Origin of the sequence: Streptomyces sp. NPDC006335 (assembly GCF_040612795.1) — a bacterium.
Lineage (GTDB): Bacteria > Actinomycetota > Actinomycetes > Streptomycetales > Streptomycetaceae > Streptomyces.
Window position 1 is genome coordinate 72,262 of record NZ_JBEXQX010000019.1, and the last position, 16,192, is coordinate 88,453.

17 protein-coding genes and 2 pseudogenes are annotated in these 16,192 nt (G+C 67.2%); 6 read left to right on the top strand and 13 right to left on the bottom strand.

Going from position 1 to position 16,192, the window contains the following annotated elements; translation table 11 throughout:
- Positions 1 to 105 precede the first annotated feature (105 nt).
- Together ABZ098_RS36745 and ABZ098_RS36750 are read left to right on the top strand one after the other, a co-directional pair.
- On the top strand, positions 106 to 726 hold the full coding sequence (locus ABZ098_RS36745; protein ID WP_356598097.1) for a TetR/AcrR family transcriptional regulator: 621 nt from the start codon (positions 106 to 108) through the stop codon (positions 724 to 726).
- Positions 723 to 1,304, top strand: coding sequence for a GNAT family N-acetyltransferase (locus ABZ098_RS36750; RefSeq protein WP_356598098.1), 582 nt, complete (start codon positions 723 to 725; stop codon positions 1,302 to 1,304). Before ABZ098_RS36745 ends, ABZ098_RS36750 begins: the two co-directional genes overlap by 4 nt.
- 321 nt (positions 1,305 to 1,625) lie before the next feature.
- On the opposite strand, the gene ABZ098_RS36755 is transcribed toward ABZ098_RS36750, so the two are convergent.
- The 3 genes from ABZ098_RS36755 to ABZ098_RS36765 are packed head-to-tail and all read right to left on the bottom strand — an operon-like array spanning position 1,626 to position 4,974.
- Positions 1,626 to 2,924, bottom strand: a complete 1,299-nt coding sequence (locus ABZ098_RS36755) for a tyrosine-type recombinase/integrase (protein ID WP_356598099.1) — start codon at positions 2,922 to 2,924, stop codon at positions 1,626 to 1,628.
- On the bottom strand, positions 2,921 to 3,919 hold the full coding sequence (locus ABZ098_RS36760) for a hypothetical protein (protein WP_356598100.1): 999 nt from the start codon (positions 3,917 to 3,919) through the stop codon (positions 2,921 to 2,923). The genes ABZ098_RS36755 and ABZ098_RS36760 overlap by 4 nt, the downstream gene beginning before the upstream one ends.
- A complete protein-coding gene (locus ABZ098_RS36765) occupies positions 3,916 to 4,974 on the bottom strand; it encodes a site-specific integrase (RefSeq protein WP_356598101.1) in 1,059 nt (352 codons plus the stop codon). The genes ABZ098_RS36760 and ABZ098_RS36765 overlap by 4 nt, the downstream gene beginning before the upstream one ends.
- A 217-nt stretch (positions 4,975 to 5,191) precedes the next feature.
- On the opposite strand from ABZ098_RS36765, the gene ABZ098_RS36770 reads away from it, so the two are divergent.
- On the top strand, positions 5,192 to 6,199 hold the full coding sequence (locus tag ABZ098_RS36770; protein WP_356598102.1) for a hypothetical protein: 1,008 nt from the start codon (positions 5,192 to 5,194) through the stop codon (positions 6,197 to 6,199).
- A gap of 37 nt (positions 6,200 to 6,236) precedes the next feature.
- Positions 6,237 to 6,830 carry a DUF6292 family protein gene (locus tag ABZ098_RS36775; RefSeq protein ID WP_356598103.1) on the top strand — a complete coding sequence of 198 codons (594 nt, stop codon included), beginning with the start codon at positions 6,237 to 6,239 and terminating at the stop codon, positions 6,828 to 6,830.
- Positions 6,831 to 6,868: 38 nt separating this feature from the next.
- Here ABZ098_RS36775 and ABZ098_RS36780 read toward each other — a convergent pair whose 3' ends face one another.
- Positions 6,869 to 7,438, bottom strand: coding sequence for a hypothetical protein (locus tag ABZ098_RS36780; protein WP_356598104.1), 570 nt, complete (start codon positions 7,436 to 7,438; stop codon positions 6,869 to 6,871).
- Between the two features lie 541 nt (positions 7,439 to 7,979).
- Between ABZ098_RS36780 and ABZ098_RS36785 the strand changes: the two genes are divergently transcribed.
- Positions 7,980 to 8,729 carry a class I SAM-dependent methyltransferase gene (locus ABZ098_RS36785; protein WP_356598105.1) on the top strand — a complete coding sequence of 250 codons (750 nt, stop codon included), beginning with the start codon at positions 7,980 to 7,982 and terminating at the stop codon, positions 8,727 to 8,729.
- A 62-nt stretch (positions 8,730 to 8,791) separates the two neighbouring features.
- Here ABZ098_RS36785 and ABZ098_RS36790 read toward each other — a convergent pair.
- Together ABZ098_RS36790 and ABZ098_RS36795 are read right to left on the bottom strand one after the other, a co-directional pair.
- Positions 8,792 to 9,795 (bottom strand): annotated as a pseudogene (locus ABZ098_RS36790) (IS5 family transposase).
- 281 nt (positions 9,796 to 10,076) lie between these two features.
- On the bottom strand, positions 10,077 to 10,316 hold the full coding sequence (locus ABZ098_RS36795) for a Ku protein (RefSeq protein ID WP_356598106.1): 240 nt from the start codon (positions 10,314 to 10,316) through the stop codon (positions 10,077 to 10,079).
- A gap of 94 nt (positions 10,317 to 10,410) precedes the next feature.
- Here ABZ098_RS36795 and ABZ098_RS36800 point away from each other — a divergent pair, with 94 nt between their 5' ends.
- On the top strand, positions 10,411 to 10,689 hold the full coding sequence (locus tag ABZ098_RS36800; RefSeq protein ID WP_356598107.1) for a hypothetical protein: 279 nt from the start codon (positions 10,411 to 10,413) through the stop codon (positions 10,687 to 10,689).
- Here the strand turns inward: ABZ098_RS36800 and ABZ098_RS36805 are convergent.
- From ABZ098_RS36805 to ABZ098_RS36835, 7 genes and pseudogenes are all read right to left on the bottom strand, one after another.
- On the bottom strand, positions 10,674 to 11,117 hold the full coding sequence (locus tag ABZ098_RS36805; protein WP_356598108.1) for an ankyrin repeat domain-containing protein: 444 nt from the start codon (positions 11,115 to 11,117) through the stop codon (positions 10,674 to 10,676). The genes ABZ098_RS36800 and ABZ098_RS36805 overlap by 16 nt on opposite strands.
- 971 nt (positions 11,118 to 12,088) lie before the next feature.
- Positions 12,089 to 12,190, bottom strand: a pseudogene (locus ABZ098_RS36810) (transposase); the annotation flags it as partial.
- A gap of 202 nt (positions 12,191 to 12,392) precedes the next feature.
- Positions 12,393 to 12,947 (bottom strand): hypothetical protein, encoded by a 555-nt coding sequence (locus ABZ098_RS36815; RefSeq protein WP_356598109.1) that lies wholly within the window; start codon positions 12,945 to 12,947, stop codon positions 12,393 to 12,395.
- A 5-nt stretch (positions 12,948 to 12,952) separates the two neighbouring features.
- Positions 12,953 to 13,555 (bottom strand): TIGR02466 family protein, encoded by a 603-nt coding sequence (locus ABZ098_RS36820; RefSeq protein ID WP_356598110.1) that lies wholly within the window; start codon positions 13,553 to 13,555, stop codon positions 12,953 to 12,955.
- On the bottom strand, positions 13,552 to 14,319 hold the full coding sequence (locus ABZ098_RS36825; protein ID WP_356598111.1) for an HEXXH motif-containing putative peptide modification protein: 768 nt from the start codon (positions 14,317 to 14,319) through the stop codon (positions 13,552 to 13,554). Before ABZ098_RS36825 ends, ABZ098_RS36820 begins: the two co-directional genes overlap by 4 nt.
- Positions 14,307 to 14,981 (bottom strand): TfuA-like protein, encoded by a 675-nt coding sequence (locus tag ABZ098_RS36830; RefSeq protein ID WP_356598112.1) that lies wholly within the window; start codon positions 14,979 to 14,981, stop codon positions 14,307 to 14,309. Before ABZ098_RS36830 ends, ABZ098_RS36825 begins: the two co-directional genes overlap by 13 nt.
- Entirely contained in the window at positions 14,978 to 16,192 is a 1,215-nt protein-coding gene (locus tag ABZ098_RS36835; protein ID WP_356598113.1) for a YcaO-like family protein, read from the bottom strand. The genes ABZ098_RS36830 and ABZ098_RS36835 overlap by 4 nt, the downstream gene beginning before the upstream one ends.

The window sequence follows — 16,192 nt, forward strand, 5'->3', positions numbered from 1 at the left end:
GCGTCCCAGTTTCGTGATACGAACGTATCACGATGTTGGTACAGCTGTATCATCAAAAGGGGCCCGCCGAGGCCACAGCAGGAACGACGAGCGGAGAACCGTCCGATGCCCAAGCGCGTGGACCACGCAGAACGGCGCACCGAGATCGCCGAGGCGCTCATCCGGATCGCCGACCGACGGGGGCTGCACGCCGTGGGGATGCGTGATGTGGCAGCGGAGGCCGGCGTATCACTGCGCCTGGTGCAGTACTACTTCCAGACCAAGGAGAAGTTGCTGCTCTTCGGGCTCGAGCGGCTGGCGGAGAGATTCGGGCAGCGGGTCTCCGCCCGAGTACGGGCCGCCGGGGACAGCCCTGGTCCGCGCGCGATGGTCGAGGCCCTTCTGATGGCGGCGCTGCCGACGGACGACGAGAGCCGTACCTTCCACCACCTCTACACGTCCTACGCGGTTCTGGCCATGACCGACGGGGCGCTCGCGGACCAGCCCTTCATCAAGAATCCCGATGCCGCCGAAGACGCCCTGACCGGACTCCTCCGGCAGGCACAGGAAGCGGCCCTGCTCGAGCCCGGTGTGGACGCACGGTCCGAGGCGGCCGGCCTGCTCGCCATGTCCGCGGGACTCGGCACCGGCATCCTCGTCGGCCAGCGCAGCCCCCAGTCCGCGACCACCGTGCTGAACCACCACCTGAACCGGGTCTTCCGCAGCGGTGACGAGGTCTCGACATGAGTGACCGGAGCCCGGCAGCCGTGGAGTTGCGGACCGACCGGCTGCTGCTGAGCCGCCCGACCCCAGCCGATGTCGACGCGATCCTCGCCGTCCACCGCGACCCCGAGACCTGCGCCCACAACCCGTCCGACGCACTCGCCCGGTTCGGGGAGGCGGAGGCGCTCTACCGCCGCTGGGACGCCCAGTGGCAGCAGCACGGATACGGGTACTGGGTCGTCCGGCGCCACGGCTCCGCCGAGCAGCTCGGATTCTGCGGAATCAAGCCCATGGAACTGCACGGAGCCCCGGTCCTGAACCTCTTCTACCGCTTCGCCACCTCAGCTTGGGGACAAGGCTTCGCCGGTGAAGCCGCGGCCGTGGTGGTCACCTGGGCATCCCGCCACCTGCCCGACCTCCCGCTGATCGCCCGCGTGCGACCGGCCAACCTCGCTTCTCAGCGCGTGGCGATCCGCGCCGGTCTCAACCGGGCCCAGCATCTCGACACCGAGGGGTACGACGGCTTCGACTGGATCTACATTGCCCAACGGGCGAACACGGCCCCAAACGTGCGCGATCACAGGCCAGGACCCCGAGAATGAAACGAAGTCTCCCGAATTGATGGGCGGCCGCATACCCTGTCGAGCCGACCTCATCGCTAACTGGCCAAAGCACTCTCCACACCCGCACCCGAGCTGACTGACGACCAGCGCAGGCTCGTCGAGCCAGGCGGATCGATCCGTTCCAGCGAGGTCGAGGACGCCTGCCGCGAGCAACACATGACTCTTGCCCGCACCGGGCTCCGGTTGTTCCACCACTGAGGTCACCGAGGTCCCCGCATCAGCCAGCGGGGACCCCAAACCCGGCTAACCATGTCAACCAGAGCACTCTGTGAGAGCTCGGTTCCCGCAGGTGCGACCGTTTCACCGGTCTTCCGCGGTGTCCCTTCGCACCTCGATGATCGGCAGCAACTGTCGAGGAGTGGGGCCGGAGGGCGTGGGGATGTCCGCGAGACGATCCAGGAGCCGGTCCAGTGCGGCTTGGCCGTCGTTTACGGCGGCTTGCTCTTCGTCGGTCAACGGGATCGAGGCCCGCATGCGCTGGAGGTTGTCCTTCGCCTCCAGGAGTTGGGCCTTGCTGGAGTCTTTTGGGATGTAGAAGTCGCAGCGAGCGCAGGCCATGCGGTGCGGGCATTGTTCGAAGAAGGTGTACGTGCAGTAGCCGTGGCCCAGGTCGTAGTGCTGCCACGGTTGACCGGTTGTGGCCGTTCCGGAAGTGACGGCGTCGCGGTCGACAAGGACTTCGATGGTGCGTACGTTGCGCGCGAAGTACCCGGCGTCCTTGTAGGCCTTCGTCAACGTGTTAGGGCTGATCTTCGCGTAGTGCTGCGTGGACTCTGGCGAACGGTGCCCGAGCCAGGCCTGCAGCTCGAACAGGGTCATGGGCTCCTTGGCGTTGTACAGCTGGCTGGCGATGGTGGAGCGGGCCCGGTGGCTGGTGATGCTGCCGCGGACATCGGCTGCCGGGACGCTGGCCTTGTGGCAGAGCATGGGGATGATGGTGCTGTTGATGTACCCGCTTGAGACGGCGCGGGCCCGGTAGGAGAACAGGAAGTCGACCTGCTCTCTTGTGCGCTTGTCGACTCGCTTCGGCTGGAGGGGGCGGATCACCTCCCAGGCGTTGATGGCCTGCCCGAGCAGCGGATCAACCGGTTTGGTGAACGCCGTTCCGGTCTTGTGATCGGGTACATCCAGCAGGCAGACGGCGTCCTGGGCCAGGATCTGCGCGGAGTTGCCGGCGACGGGGGCGCCGTCGTGCTGCCAGCGGATGCATCCGAGGCGCAGGCGCGCGATCTCGTTGCTGCGCTGACCGGAGAACAGCCAGGTCAGTGTGATTGCTCGGACCAGTTCCACGGGGTAGATGAGGCCCGCTTTGCCCTGGGGGATGTCGGCGGCCTCAAGGTTGAGTCCTGCCCAGAGAAGCTTCGCCCAGATGTCGTCGGCGATCACGCGTGGGTTGGGGCCGATCATGGCGTTGATGCTGCGCGGCAGGGCAAGAGCGCGGAGAGGATCGAACTTGCGGGGCAGCCACTCCCAGTCGTGGATGTCCCGGAAGAAGACCCTCACGGCGCGCACGAGGCCGGCCTTCGATTCGGCTTGCAGCGGCTGCCCCAGGCGCTCTTGGAGGCTGCTGGTGCGCACGGCATAGTCGCCGATCTTCATGCGGTCGACGGCCGCGATCCAGGCCGCGCATGTCTGCCGGCTCCATGCGGCAGGATCAGCGGCTGGTCCGCGGCAATCCATCGTCCGGCCTTCAGTAGCGCGGCCCGGCTGTTGAAGCGGGACCGGTGCGTCATGGTCGTCGTAGCCGTCCACCGTTCCACCCACTCGGCCCATACCGGGGGGACCCCGGCGTGGCCGACCACCGCAGGCGTGGAGCGCAGAGTGGGCGGGTCGCAGAAGCCGAGGGCGGCAACGGCCCGTTGGACTGCGTACAGGACCTTCATGCCCTCGCCGGTCAGGAGATTCTCCTGCCGGACACGATCGAAGAGCGGGGTGGTGAGGTCGCTGGTGTGAGGGCTGCGGTTGAGGAGGAAGAGCTGGCTCATCACCGAGGGCGTGCCTTTGTCGTGCTCCTGGCCGTATCGGTAGCCCCAGCCGGTCAGCACGGTACGAACGTGTTTGATCTCCTCTTCGACCAGGCGGCGCCCGAAGATGCGGCAGGCGAGTGCGGGCCGGTCGAAGTGCCCCAGCTGGTTGAAGCCTGCGTAGCCTCCCAGGTGGTAGGCGTGTCCGCAGAGGAACGGCCGTACGGCTCCTTCGGCCCAGACGGGCACTTGCTTCTGAAAGGCCTTGTGGTTGCGGCCGAGGAGGTTCAGCCAGTCCTGTTCGGTCCAGTCCCAGTAGGTGCGGCCGGAGTCTGCACACCGCAGGAGCAGTACGGCGGTCGCGTCGTTCATGGCCCGCCGAAGGTGCATGGTGGGTGGTGTGTTGAAGCTGGCGTTGACGTCGTGCAGGGGACGCAGGAGACGCCCGATCGCAGTCCACTGCGGAGCGTCCGCGTTGTGATAGCGCAGTCTGCGCAGGTCCCGCAGGCCCAGCTCGCGGATGGCGCGCTGCTCTGCCTTGGACAGCACCGGCGAACGGTCGTAGCGGCGCAGGTCGATTTCGGAGCGCCAGGGCCCGACGGTGTTCTCGGGCAGGGGAGCGGTCGTCATGACGGAGTTCCTCCCGCCGGGCCCTGCGCCGTGTCCGCGTCGGCGAGCATCCGGACTCGCCAGGCGTGAATGTGCTCCATCCCGCTCTTCAACTTCTCGGCGAGGTCACGGCCCGAGAGGTGTATGTACTGCAGGGTCGTGTCGGTGTGGCGGTGCCCGGCGAACGACGCGATGGCATGCAACTCCCAGCCCATCCGCGCCAGATCGGTCAGGCACAGATGGCGGGTGGTGTGGGTGGAAAACCGCTCGACACCGGCCGCCAGCGCGAGACGGCGCACCACCTTCGACCACGTCCACAGGCTCAGCGGTTGAGCGTGGTTGCGTCGGGACTCCGACAGGAACAGCGGCCCTCGCGCCCTGCTGATCGTTGCGCGATGCGCGAGGTAGTCGGCCAGCAGCACACCCGTGGGCGCGGAATACGGCACCACGCGTTCCAGCCGGTTCTTCGTCGTCTCCGCACGCACCCGCACCGTCCGGTGCGCCGGATCCAGGTCATCGGTCCGCAGCGAGCACAGCTCCTCACGGCGCAGCGCCGCGTCGTAGGCGAGCGCCAGCATCACCCGGTTGCGCACCGGTTCGCACCGCGCGACGCCCAGGAGGTCCAGCCACTGCTGCTCGTCCGGGATCCACGGCAGCTTGGAGAACCGGGGCACCAGGCCCCGCTGCTGACTGGTTCTACGTCGGCCAGGTGTGTAGCGTCCGCGGCCCACGGGGTTCGACTCGCGCAGGCCTTCCTCCACCAGGAAGTCGTAGAACAGGCGTACCGGCACCAGACGCTGCTGGATCGTCGCGTTCGCCAGCCCTGTCCCCGACTCGATCGAGACGACGTTCGCGCCGCGCCGGTGAGGCCGGGAAGACAGCTCGCGTACGAACACCGCGACGTGCGTCCTGCCCACGGTCAGCGGATCCACGTCCTCCCGCTCGCACAGCGCCAGATATTCCGCCAGCCCACGGGCGTACGCGTCCAAGGTCCGCGGCGCGCGCCCGAGGTCCTCCCACGCCTGCAGCCAAGTGGCCGCGTGATCGTTTCGTGCCAGCACAGGCCACTTGGTCATGAGCGCAGATGTACTGCTCAAGCCGTTCTCCAGGTTCGTGGATGAAGCCGGGCAACATGATCAACCGGGCAGATTCCACGTAACTTCTAGGGTGCGCAGTCGGTCCAGGTCGGACGGCAGATCATCGAACACATTTTTGATTTTAGGCTCAGGATCAAGGTCGCGCCCTCGCGTGTTCGATTTTATGTTCGATAACGTGGTGGGGGAGGTGAGCACGATGAGGACGCGGGCGACGGCGGGCGGGCAGGGCGTGGTGATGCATGTGCGCCGTGCGGACCGGCTGCCGGAGGAGACCTTCCGGCAGGTCCTGGAGGAACTGTCCGGGCTGTCGCCGGTGGTGCAGGCATTGCCCCCGACCGCGGCCCTGGTGGACCTGCGCGGGGCGCTGCCGTACTACGGCGTCGATGCCCGCCGGCTGGGAGAGGTGCTGCGGGTACGGACGGTCTCCCGTCTGGGCACCGATGTCCGCGTCGGCATCGGGCCCTCCATCACGATCGCCGCGACCGCCTCCGAACAAGTCCCCCTGCCGGGCGGCGTCCTGGCGATCGCCCCCGAGGACGTCACCGGCTGGCTCGGACCGCTGCCGGTCGAGGCCCTGCACGGGATCGGCCCGCGGCAGGCGGCGGCGCTGCGGGACTACGGTGTGCACTGCGTGGGCCTGCTCGCCGCTATCCCGCCCGCGACCGTGCAGCGCCTGCTGGGCGGGAAGGCCGGCCGCCTGGCCGCCGACCGGGCCCGCGGCATCGACCCCCGCCCCGTCGTGCCCCGCGCCCTGCCCGCCACGGCGAGCGTGCACCACCGCTTCGATGAGCACACCCTGGACGGCGCCGCCGTGCGCGCTGCCCTGCTCGATCTTGTCGTCCGGCTCGGCACTCGACTGCGCGGCCGCAGCCAGGCCGCCCGCGCCCTGACACTGACGCTGAAGTTCGCCGGCGGCAGCAGCTGGGAGAAGACCCGCCGCCTGACCGCCCCGTCAGCCCACGAGGACGACCTGCGCCAGCTCGCCTACCAGCTGATGGACGCCGCCGGCCTGCAGCGCGGCCGCCTGACCGGAATCGCCCTGAAGGGCGAAGACCTCATCGACGCCGACCAGGTCGCGTGGCAGCTCTCCCTCGATGACACCCGCGAGAACCGCCTCGCTACAGAGAACGCCGTCGACCGCGTGCGCGACAAGTTCGGCCCCCGCCTGATCGGCCCGGCCGCCGTCTTCCGCCGCGCCTCATAACCCCCACCCCCGACCTGCTCCCGCTGGAGGTAGACCCGTGCTGCTCGACCCGCCAGGACCGCGCGGCAAGCCCCAGGGGATGCCGCACTGGCCCTACGTGAAGGCCGTCGACGACGCCCTCACCGCACGCGGCATCCCGCCGGGCACCGTACGAGCCAGCCACCACGGCCCCGAGCGCGGCCTGACCACCCACATGACGCTCGCCTGGGACGTCAGCCGCACCGGCGGCCGCGGCGGGATCCGGCTGGACTGGGAGGAACGCCAGGGCTGGTACTACGCCCTGACCGACCTGCATCCCTATGACGTCCTGCTCTATACCGTGATCACGGTGCTGCGCACCCCGATGGCGGCCCCCGAGACGGTGGCCGATGTTGCCGAGGAACTGATCCGCCACCGGCGGCTGCCCGACAAGGAGTTCTGGGCGGAGTGGGATGGCGCTCGGGAGGTACGGGCTGCCGCCATCGACTTCCGACGCGCCCGCCTCGGGCTGGGGCCCGCCGGACATCCCGGCCGCGACCGAGGCTCCGCTACAAGGGAGGGTGTGCAGCTGACCATCGACACCGAGGCCGACACCTATGAGCAGGCGGTTGCGGCGCTGCGGGCCGCGTACGGGCGCGGTCCGCAGGCCTGACTCTGGCGGCCCCAGCGGCCTCGCGGGACAGGACTGGATCAGTAGTTGCCGTTGGAGAGGATGTCGCCGTGCTTGTCGTAGACGGTAACCAGGCCGTTCTCCGATTCGTAGCACGACGCGAATGCGGCGGCGATCAGCGTGCCGTCGGACGCGTGCGCACCCGCGATGCCCCCGGTGTAGTCAGTGAAGACGTCGGCTGTGTCGAGGATGTTGTTGCGCTTGTCCGCGCCGGTGATCTTCGTAACGTGTTTGACGGCTTCCTTCTCTGTCGGGGTGCCCTTCTTGGCGACGCACTCCTTGAACACGTCGGCCTGGCTCCTGGCGGGCTGGTCCTTCTTCTGCCCTTCCCCGGTTGGCGAGTCCTTCGGTTTGGCCGAGGAGGTGTCGTCGGAGGTGACTACGTCTTTCTTGCTGCCGGAGTCGTCCGAGTTGGTTGCGACGACAGCGATGATGACGATGAGAACAGACAACAGCAAGACGCCGAGGCATCCGAAGCCGAGGACCTTGCGCCCCGTGTGCTTCCTCGGAGGCTGCGGCCCACCGCCGCCGGGCTGGTCGGGTCCTCCCCAGGTGGGCTGCTGCTGTGGATCTTGCGGATAGCTCATCATGCCCCCCTTCACCCAGACTGCACAAATAGGGCAAATTCAGTATATAAGGAGAGTGTAAAAGTGGATGTAGATGATCTGCACGAAAGAGTCACGGGGCGGGGACGCTGCGGCTCCATGGAACGCCGCCCCGGTCGTTCTTCGCGCCCCGCATGAAGCGGCTCTCCTCGCGCATGTGATTCAGGCGCACGAGAGCGATTGCTTCTGCCAGCACCTTGCCCGCCTTCCGTTTGACAGCGGCGAGCAAGGTGGTGAGTGACCGTCAGCGTGCGCGCACAGACGGTCCGGCGGAGCACCCGCGTCGACAGACCGGCCCCGGGCCGCGAGTCGTGATCAATGTGACTGCTTGAGTCCGCCCCGAGGTGCCCGCCAGCGTGGGAGAGGGGCAGGTCACGTCACGCGCCTGGCCGGGACATAGAGCATCGCCGGTGCTTCTCGGGGTGCCATCGTTGGGCCGAGTAGGAGCCCGCGGTGGCGCACCCTCATCTCGGCTGCGGAGAAAGTGCGTTGACGTTCCTCGGACGGTAGTCAATCATCGCTGCTCATGCTTCAAAGTGAGATTTGGGATGACCAGGCCGCTCAGAGCTATGACACCCCCGGGACCGGCATGTTCGCATCGGAGGTGCTGGGGCCGACGGTGGACCGCCTGGCGGAGCTCACCGAGGGCGGGCGGGCGCTGGAGTTCGCCATCGGGACCGGGCGGGTGGCACTGCTGCTCGCGGAGCGCGGAGTCCCGGTCAGTGGCATCGAGCTGTCGAAGCCGATGCTCGATCAGCTCCGCACCAAAGCGGACGATACGGTTATTTCGGTCGTCGTCGGCGACATGGCCACTGCGCGAGTCCCGGGCGAGTTCCAGCTTGTCTACCTCGTCTACAACGGCATCTCAGTCCTGCTCACGCAGGCCGAGCAGGTTGCCTGTTTTCGAAACGCCGCACGCCACCTCGCGCCGGGCGGGCGGTTCGTCATCGAGCTGTGGGTCCCCGAGCTTCGCAAGTTGCCGCCAAGTCAGCAGGGCGTGGTCTTTGGGTCGGCGCCGGGCTATATCGGGCTCGACACCTACGATGTCCTGCGCCAGCAGGTCGTCTCGCACCACTTTGGGTTCGACGCCGAGGGTGGCGCTGAGGCCCGGCTGTTTCGCAGCCCGCACCGATACGTCTGGCCGGCTGAACTCGACCTGATGGCCGAGCTGGCCGGAATGACGCTGGAGTCCAGGCATGCCGACTGGTCGGGAGAGGAATTCACCGCAGAGTCGCGCTCCCATGTCTCCGTCTACAGGACTGCCGGCCCGCTCTGACCGGGCAAGTCTCCGATGCCAGCGGCTCGTGGCTGTCAGGCCACCCGTGTGTCGAGCTGTACTCACTGGGTAGTGCGGGTGAGGTCTTTGATCCAGATCATTGAAGCGCGTAGGTGCAGGCCGGCGAGGTAGCTGCCGGGGGTCTTGTCATACCGGGTGGCGATGCCCCGCCAGGCCTTGAGCTTGTTGATCAGGCGCTCGACGGTGTTCCTCCCTTTGTAGAGGTCGGCATCGTGACCGAGGGGTCGGCCGCCTCTGGAGCCCTGCTTCTTACGGTTGGCGGCTTGGTCCCTCTTCTCCGGGATGACCGCCTTGATGCCGCGTTGCCGCAGGTGGGCCCGGTTTCCGCGCGACGAGTAGGCCTTGTCCCCGGCGACCGTGTCCGGCCGGGTGAGGGGGCGGCCGAGGGGCCCGCGGACCCTTATCTTCCCCAGCACGGGGATGAACTGCGGGCTGTCCGCGGCCTGCCCCGCGGTCAGGACGAACGCCAGCGGGCGACACCTGCGGTCGGCAGCGAGGTGGACCTTGCGGGTCTGCCCACCCCTGGAGCGACCCAGGAGGGCGGCCTTCAGTTGGAGCTTCCGCCGACGCCGGATCCGCCGTCGCTCCTTCTGCGCGGGATCACTCTCGACTGCCTGCCCGTTTTGTTCTTCGAGGCCGCCCCCTTTGGCTTGGCCTTCTCCTCCTGGGTGGCAACCTGCTCCAGCGCGGCGAGGACGTCCTCGTCCAGGTGCATCCCGGCAGCGTCGTGGTGAGCCCGCGCGGTGATGGAGTCGATGCTGACCAGCGACAGGTCCACCTCGCCCCGCTTCGCGGCTTCGGCGATCAGCCCCTCCAACAGGGCCTCGAACACTCCCGCGTCCCGCCACTGGCGGAAGCGGTTGGAGACGGTCGACCAGACACCGAACTCCTGCGGCATCTCTCGCCACTGCCCGCCTGTCTTGAACCGCCAGATCACGCCCTCGAACTGCTGCCGCAGCCGCTCGGGATACGGACCGTACTCACCGATCGGCAGGTACGGCCCAATGAACTCCCACTCTGCATCAGTCAGTTGCACTCGCGTCACGCAAGACGATCTACCGGATCACGCCTCGCAGCGAGGGCGTTTCCCGCAGATTGATCATGACTCGATATGCGCCCTAGGTGGAGCCGGACGTAGCGACAAAGATGATCGCTGCGAGCACCGCGCGGTCGTCACGACGGCGCCGCCCACCCGTTCGCATTGCGCCGGTACTCGGCGCAATGTCGCGCTCGCCATAGATAGGGCACGGCATGCCGTGCTGTTGGGACTCTCCCCTTGCTACCCGTGCAACGGCTGCCAGCGGAAGGCTGGCTTGGCGGAGGTCTTCAGATCAGTCGAGTGGATGAATGACACTGGTCCTTGGCGTACTCGTAGCCCTTGCCGATCTCCGACTGGGCGACCTCACGGTCCTCCAGCTCGCACACCTTCTTCACCCGCACCCGGCCCATGTCCTCCAGGTGGTACTGATGGAAGGCGATGCTGTGGTTCTCGATCGCGCTGACCACGTGAATAGGTACGTTGACCAGGCCGAACGAGATGGCACCGTTCCACACAGTTCGGGGCATGAGGGACCTCCGCGTGAGCCCCGAGCAGCACCAGCCTACGAGCACCACCACTGACCCGCATGCGCGCACGAGCCCTCCACCGCACGCTGGTGCCATGACCACCACGAAGCCCGTCATCATCTATCCGCCGGCAGAGGACGGCGGGCGACGCGTACGCGTCGACGACCGGTTCGTAGGGCTCGCGTACGGTCTGCTGGACGTCGTCGAGTTCCTGCGCCTCGCGGGCCTGGACGACGTGGACGATGTGTGGGTGCAGCAGTCCGCGCTGATCGAGTGGCGCGGCGACGGCGCGCAGGACTTGCCCCCGAAGCCGAACGAATTAGGGCCTGTTGGGAAAGTGGGTAGTGAGACTCCTGGCTACGGAGCTGGGTGAGCTTTCGTTGTCGGGTGCGCTCCTGCTGCCCTGAGGATCTCGGCAGTGTCGGGGTGGGGGCCATTGTCCGCCCAGTCCAGCGGGGACCAGCCTGCGCCATGGTCTTCGCGGAGGGTGGGATCGGCGCCATGCGCCAACAGTTCCCGGACCGTTGCGGTGTGTCCCCAGCAAGCAGCTGCGCACAGCGGTGTGCCCTCCGAGCCGGGGCCGCTGCTTTCAGTGTCAGGGGAAGCGCCGGCCTCCATGAGCAAGCGGGCCACCTCGGCCTCTCCCTGCACCGAAGCAAGGTACAGAGGAGTGGTGCCGTCAGTGTTCCTTCTCTCCGGACTTGCTCCACTGCGCAGCAGGGTCTTCGCGCTCCTGGCATCACCTGACAGGATTGCCTCGAAAAGGCGGTGGGAGAGCTTCTTCTGCTGCCGCTGCTTCATAGCCGGTGAGGCTAGCGATCATGGGTACGCGAGAACCACTCGTATCCAATCGTTGATCATTGCGACCAGCACAGTGGCCTCGTAGCGAACGGCGAGCTTGTGGTATCGCGTGGCCGCGGCCCGATGGCGCTTGAGGCGATTGATGCCGCACTCGACGGCATGCCGCTCGCGGTAGGGCACCTTCCCCGTTCTCCACGGCCCCCGGCACCTCTTTGTCGCGGGAGTGACCGACAACGGGAACTACCTTTTCTGGATCACCGAACCCGAGTCCGAGCCGGATGCGTGGCGCATCGCTATCAACGAAGCCCGCGGCCACGACTGGTACATCTTCGACGGCACCCTCACCGACCTCCTCACTGCACTGCTCAGCGGCGAACTCCACGTTCCCCTCTTTCCGGCAGATGTCCTGCACCGGGGCGCCACCTTCACGCCCTCCCGCCAAGACAACACAGTCCAGCCTGCGCCCCCCGCTGGCTGGTCGGTCGACACCAACACCATCCGTGAATGGGCCCGCGCCAACGGCTACGAGGTCCCCCCGACGAGGACTCCTGTGAGTACCATCGACGACCTCACCCGGCTCGGCCCGCCACCCGCGGCCCCACCCGCAGTGGACTGGACAGCCGCAGAGGGTGGTCTCGGCCGCACGCTTCCCCGGGACTACAAAGAGCTCGCCGCCGCGTACGGGCCGGGCAGTTTCTGCAACTTCCTGCACGTCTACCACCCGTCCGGCAGCCTCGCCGGGCCCCTGGCCTCAAGCGTCCAGGAACAACTCCAGCGCGACTGCGACCAGGGCACCTTCCCCGTTCCCCACGACCCCCGACACCTCCTCGTCGCGGGAGTCACCGACAACGGCAACTACCTCTTCTGGATCACCGAACCCGAATCCGATCCAGACCACTGGCGCATCGCCATCAACGGCACCCTCACCGACCTCCTCACCGCCTTCCTCAGCGGCGAACTCCACATCCCCAGGAGTTCCGCAGCAGATGGACGACGCAGGTCTGTACGGTCGTTCGCGGCCAGACCGCCTCCACCGCCTCGGGCAGGCCCTTGAGCCCGTCGCAGACCAGCACTGCCCTGACAGGCATCCCCCACTGCTCGAAGGCCGGCCTCGACGGGGGACACGAGGCGGGCCTTCGAGCAGTGGGGGATGGGACGCTTTCCGTCATCGGGCTTTCGCCCGGCTGCGGGCCAGTTCTCATACTGCTTGAGAATTCGGGCGTTCGCCTCAGGCGACAGCAGCGGCGCGGGTAGGCGCAGGGGGCTGGGGCGGGTTCAAGCACGGGTCCCTTGCAGCGATTCGTTCGCGCGGGGCGCTGTGACGTCGGTGTGCAGGAGACAGACATCGATGGTGTGCCCGTCCTGGACTGGTGCCACCGACCATCCCAGCCAGCTAGGGAAGACCAGTACGTTGCCGGGGCGGGGGAGCAGGTGATGGTGGCGCCCCCAGGGCAGGCCGGGAAGGAAAACCTTGTTGGCGCCCACCCGTGGATCGTGAAGGCTGATCTGTCCCGACTCAGGGTGTCGGGGGGTGCCTGAGGCGTTGAGGACGACGATGGCGTGCACGTTGCCGGGGCTGTAGCGCAGGCCGGCGTGGTAGCCGGGCTTCCATTGTTCGGTGATCCAGTGCCATGAGGGCTCTGGAGCGTTGTCCTGGGTGGGCACGAGGAGGGGGGCGGCTGTGGTGAGCGCCTGCGCGAGTTGCTGGGCACGCTGGTTGCGCGAAGTGGCGTGTGCACTGGTGATGTCGATCAGATGGGGGATGTCGTCGGTGGACAGGGATCCGGTGAAAACGGGGGTCTGCCAGAGATCGTGAATGGCGAAGGTCATGTGCCTCACCGCTCGAAGCCGATGTTGAAGGCGACGCAGATGCGTTCGCTGCCGCCGATGTAGGGGGTGACCCAGTGCTGGAGCCAGCTGGGAAAGGCGATGAGGGTGCCGCTGTGGGGGGTGAAGGATGTCAGGGGGGAGTAGCGGGGCTGAGCTGATGAGGCTGCGGGGCGTGGGTCGACGAGCTCGAGGTTGCCGGTGCCGGGTTCCATGGTTTCGGTGTGCACGTAGTAGACCCCGGACCACGCGGCGTCGTGATGGGCATGGATCTTGTGGTGGCCCCATTCGTGGTAGATGACAGCCCAGGCTTCAGCGATCATCTGGGCTGGCGCGCCGGTGGTGGTGAGGCCGGCTCCCGTGTGGCTGTTCATGGCTTCGCCGACGTCCAGGATCCAGCCGCGCAGCGGATCGATGAGGGGATCGTTCCAGCGCAGGACGTCCGATGTCGTTTTGGTCGCGTCGATGATGCCGACCTTGGTTCCGGCCGATGAGCGTTCCCGCTCGAGGAAGAGCTGGCGCAGGGCCTCGTTGTAGCCGTCGGGGGCGTCTACCTCGTGTACCAGGAAAGGAGTTGCCCAGAGGTTGGCGTGTTCTCCGGTGATCTTCATGCGGCTACGGCCTCCTGGAGCAGTCGGTCGGCGAGAGCCTGACCGTCTTCGGTCAGACAGGTCCGTGCCGCGTCGAGCAGGGGCAGGCATCCTTCGAGGTAAGTGTCCAGGTCCTCTAGGCGTCGCTGGCGCTGCTCGTCCGGCACGGGAAGGCCAGACCACAGCCGCCGGACGTTGAGGACGACGTGGACGGCTCCCAGGATTTCGTCGGGGTCCCGGCCCCCGGTGCCGGAGGGCAGGGTGAGGGTGTGTCCGCAGTCGTGGTGCTGCAGGGCGCGGAGTTCTTCCACGAGGTACAGCCAGTTGTGGGAGATCTCGTGCAGCACTTGCTCGGCGAGTTCGCAGGGTGAGGCGAAGGCATCGTCGCCGAGCAGGATGTGCTGAGGCCAGGCGTAGCAGCTGGCGCCGATGGCACCGTTGGCATCATCGAGACGGAGGAAGCGCACCGGCAGCTGCAGCAGTGGCTTCCATTCGGGAATGGTTTCGCTGATGGCTGCGAGAGCCTCGTCGATGCGGGCCCGGTGGTCTGCCGGCAAGGGGCTGCCCGGGATGGGCAATTCGAGTTCCCGTCGGCGGATGCTGAGCGCGGTCTGGGGCCGCAGAACGTCCTGGAGCTGTTCGGTGTTCGGCGCGCTGTCGGTCTGAGAGATCAGATTCCAGCGGACACAGGCCACCGCGGTGAGCAGGCGGCGCTCGGAGAAGGCGAGGTCGAGGAAGGGGAATCCGCAGAACTCTCGCTGGATGAAGGAGTCTACTGAAGCCAAGGTTCCTCCTTGAGGAACGCCGTCAGGTCACGGCTTTTGACGCGGTAGCGGCGAGGAGCTGGCAGGGCGGCGCGCAGTCGGTCGGCGGACTCGTCTTTACGCAGGCGCCGTGCCAGGTCGATCAGGTGCGCGAGTGAGCGGTGCCCGAACCAGGTCGCTGACAGCTGGTTCATGATCTGCGCCGCCTGCCGCCGGGTCACCAGTTGTTGGCTGCCCCAGATCGTCAGGAGTTCACGCAGGTCGACGAGTGCTTCGGTGACGGGCCTGTAACTGGGGGCGGGCCCGTGCAGCACAGCGACTTCGTCGTCTGGGGCCATGGTGTCCCGCAGGTGGGAGAAGACCTGGCCATATCCGAGCATGCCGAAGGAGTGCAGTTCGGCTGCGCGTAGAGCGCCCATGGAGCCCAGACCCCAGACGCGGCATCCGCGGTCCAGGGCGTAGAGGAGTTCCTTGTGTCCGACCGACAGCACATCGCCGAAACGTCCGTCGACCAGGGCAATGTTCAGACGTTCGTCAGGGTGCTCGTCCAGCAGGACCTGGATGGAACCGCGTTCGGCCGGTGGATGCCGGATCACCTGGCGGGCTGCGGCGAGCTCTGCTTCCATGCCGTGTCCAGTGGAGCCGACCATGAGATGCAGGTGCGTGGGAAGGCGGATGCTCATCGGGCACCTTCCAGGGTCCGGGAGATGCGGCGCAGCGAGCCGAGCCGGTTGCCGAGGCGGTGGCTGGCGTTGTTGAACAATTCGGCGTGCGGCACGGTCACGCGTACCACGCAGAAGGGCCGGGCCAGTTCCTCGTAGTGGTAGGCGGCGATGGAGGGGAAACCGGCGGCGCGGCAACGGCGCACGAGGGCTTCGAGGAGCACTTCGGGCTCGGCCGGCTCTTGGGTGGGAACGCTGGAAAAGGCGACCGTTCGGGCGCCGTCGGCGTAGCGTCCGACCAGTTCCTTGCGGTACCCGTCCAGGACTTCCGCCGGTGCGTCGCGAAAGAGGGCGTAGCTGTCCTCCAGGCTCTCCCGCGCCCCTTGGATGTAAGCGAGGCGGCTTTGCGCGGCTTCGGTAATCGCACGGCTGGCGGCGATGGCAGCGACGGGGTGAGCACCGTATCCGCCGTTGCAGAACAGAGGGGTGGGGAAATCGGGGTCTTCGATCAGACAAGTGAAGTAGGAGATGCCTGCCGCAGAGGGGACCCAGCGCAGCCAGGTCCGTAGGCCCGCACGATTGATCATCTCGATGAGAGAGCCAAGCTCTGGTGGCAGGGTCTCCGGCAACACCAGGAAGGACTCGTCCTGCACTGTCTGAAAGGAAGTGATGTCCCGTTCGAGGACTTCGCACAGGGCGTGCAGGAGAGCTTCCGGGTATGTGCTCCCCGAAGCAAGGCCCGTGGTGGTAGAGCCGAAGTAGCCGGTCAGCAGGTCCTCTGGGCAGGGAATGAAGACTAGCTCCGCAGGTACCGGCACCGGGCAGTCACGGACCAGGTCATGGGCGATCACCCAGGGCAGGAGGCGGTCCACGTCGAGAGGGGCGTTGATGTGCGGGCAGAAACTGCCGAGCGTGGGGCCGCCCTGACGTACCACGGAGCGTGCGGTCATCCATGAGATCTCGGCGCTGTGGGCCGTTCTCTCAGCGACGCCCTGCTCGATGCTCTCCATGAGGGCGCCGATGTACGCCTCGACGGGCCGTCGTCCCTTTCCCGCAGTCACCCGGAGAATGCCCCCGCGGGGGCGGGTCGCGCAGCTGACCGGAATGCCGATGCGATCGAGCCGGGTCACGTCGGCGACCCGGGTAACGCCCAGACGCTGGGCCACCTCCCAGGCCTTCGACGCCACGTCAGCCGAAGACCGTGCCCGGACGCTGCCGCTGAGGACGTGCAC

What these genes read in the sequence shown, in the direction of transcription:
- ABZ098_RS36805 (WP_356598108.1), bottom strand. Translation starts at nt 11,117, where the DNA reads ATGAAGCAGCGGCAGCAGAAGAAGCTCTCCCACCGCCTTTTCGAGGCA.
- ABZ098_RS36780 (WP_356598104.1), bottom strand. Translation starts at nt 7,438, where the DNA reads ATGATGAGCTATCCGCAAGATCCACAGCAGCAGCCCACCTGGGGAGGA.
- ABZ098_RS36830 (WP_356598112.1), bottom strand. Translation starts at nt 14,981, where the DNA reads ATGAGCATCCGCCTTCCCACGCACCTGCATCTCATGGTCGGCTCCACT.
- ABZ098_RS36760 (WP_356598100.1), bottom strand. Translation starts at nt 3,919, where the DNA reads ATGACGACCGCTCCCCTGCCCGAGAACACCGTCGGGCCCTGGCGCTCC.
- ABZ098_RS36800 (WP_356598107.1), top strand. Translation starts at nt 10,411, where the DNA reads ATGACCACCACGAAGCCCGTCATCATCTATCCGCCGGCAGAGGACGGC.
- ABZ098_RS36820 (WP_356598110.1), bottom strand. Translation starts at nt 13,555, where the DNA reads ATGAAGATCACCGGAGAACACGCCAACCTCTGGGCAACTCCTTTCCTG.
- ABZ098_RS36770 (WP_356598102.1), top strand. Translation starts at nt 5,192, where the DNA reads ATGAGGACGCGGGCGACGGCGGGCGGGCAGGGCGTGGTGATGCATGTG.
- ABZ098_RS36745 (WP_356598097.1), top strand. Translation starts at nt 106, where the DNA reads ATGCCCAAGCGCGTGGACCACGCAGAACGGCGCACCGAGATCGCCGAG.
- ABZ098_RS36755 (WP_356598099.1), bottom strand. Translation starts at nt 2,924, where the DNA reads ATGAAGATCGGCGACTATGCCGTGCGCACCAGCAGCCTCCAAGAGCGC.
- ABZ098_RS36785 (WP_356598105.1), top strand. Translation starts at nt 7,980, where the DNA reads ATGCTTCAAAGTGAGATTTGGGATGACCAGGCCGCTCAGAGCTATGAC.
- ABZ098_RS36750 (WP_356598098.1), top strand. Translation starts at nt 723, where the DNA reads ATGAGTGACCGGAGCCCGGCAGCCGTGGAGTTGCGGACCGACCGGCTG.
- ABZ098_RS36795 (WP_356598106.1), bottom strand. Translation starts at nt 10,316, where the DNA reads ATGCCCCGAACTGTGTGGAACGGTGCCATCTCGTTCGGCCTGGTCAAC.
- ABZ098_RS36765 (WP_356598101.1), bottom strand. Translation starts at nt 4,974, where the DNA reads ATGACCAAGTGGCCTGTGCTGGCACGAAACGATCACGCGGCCACTTGG.
- ABZ098_RS36815 (WP_356598109.1), bottom strand. Translation starts at nt 12,947, where the DNA reads ATGACCTTCGCCATTCACGATCTCTGGCAGACCCCCGTTTTCACCGGA.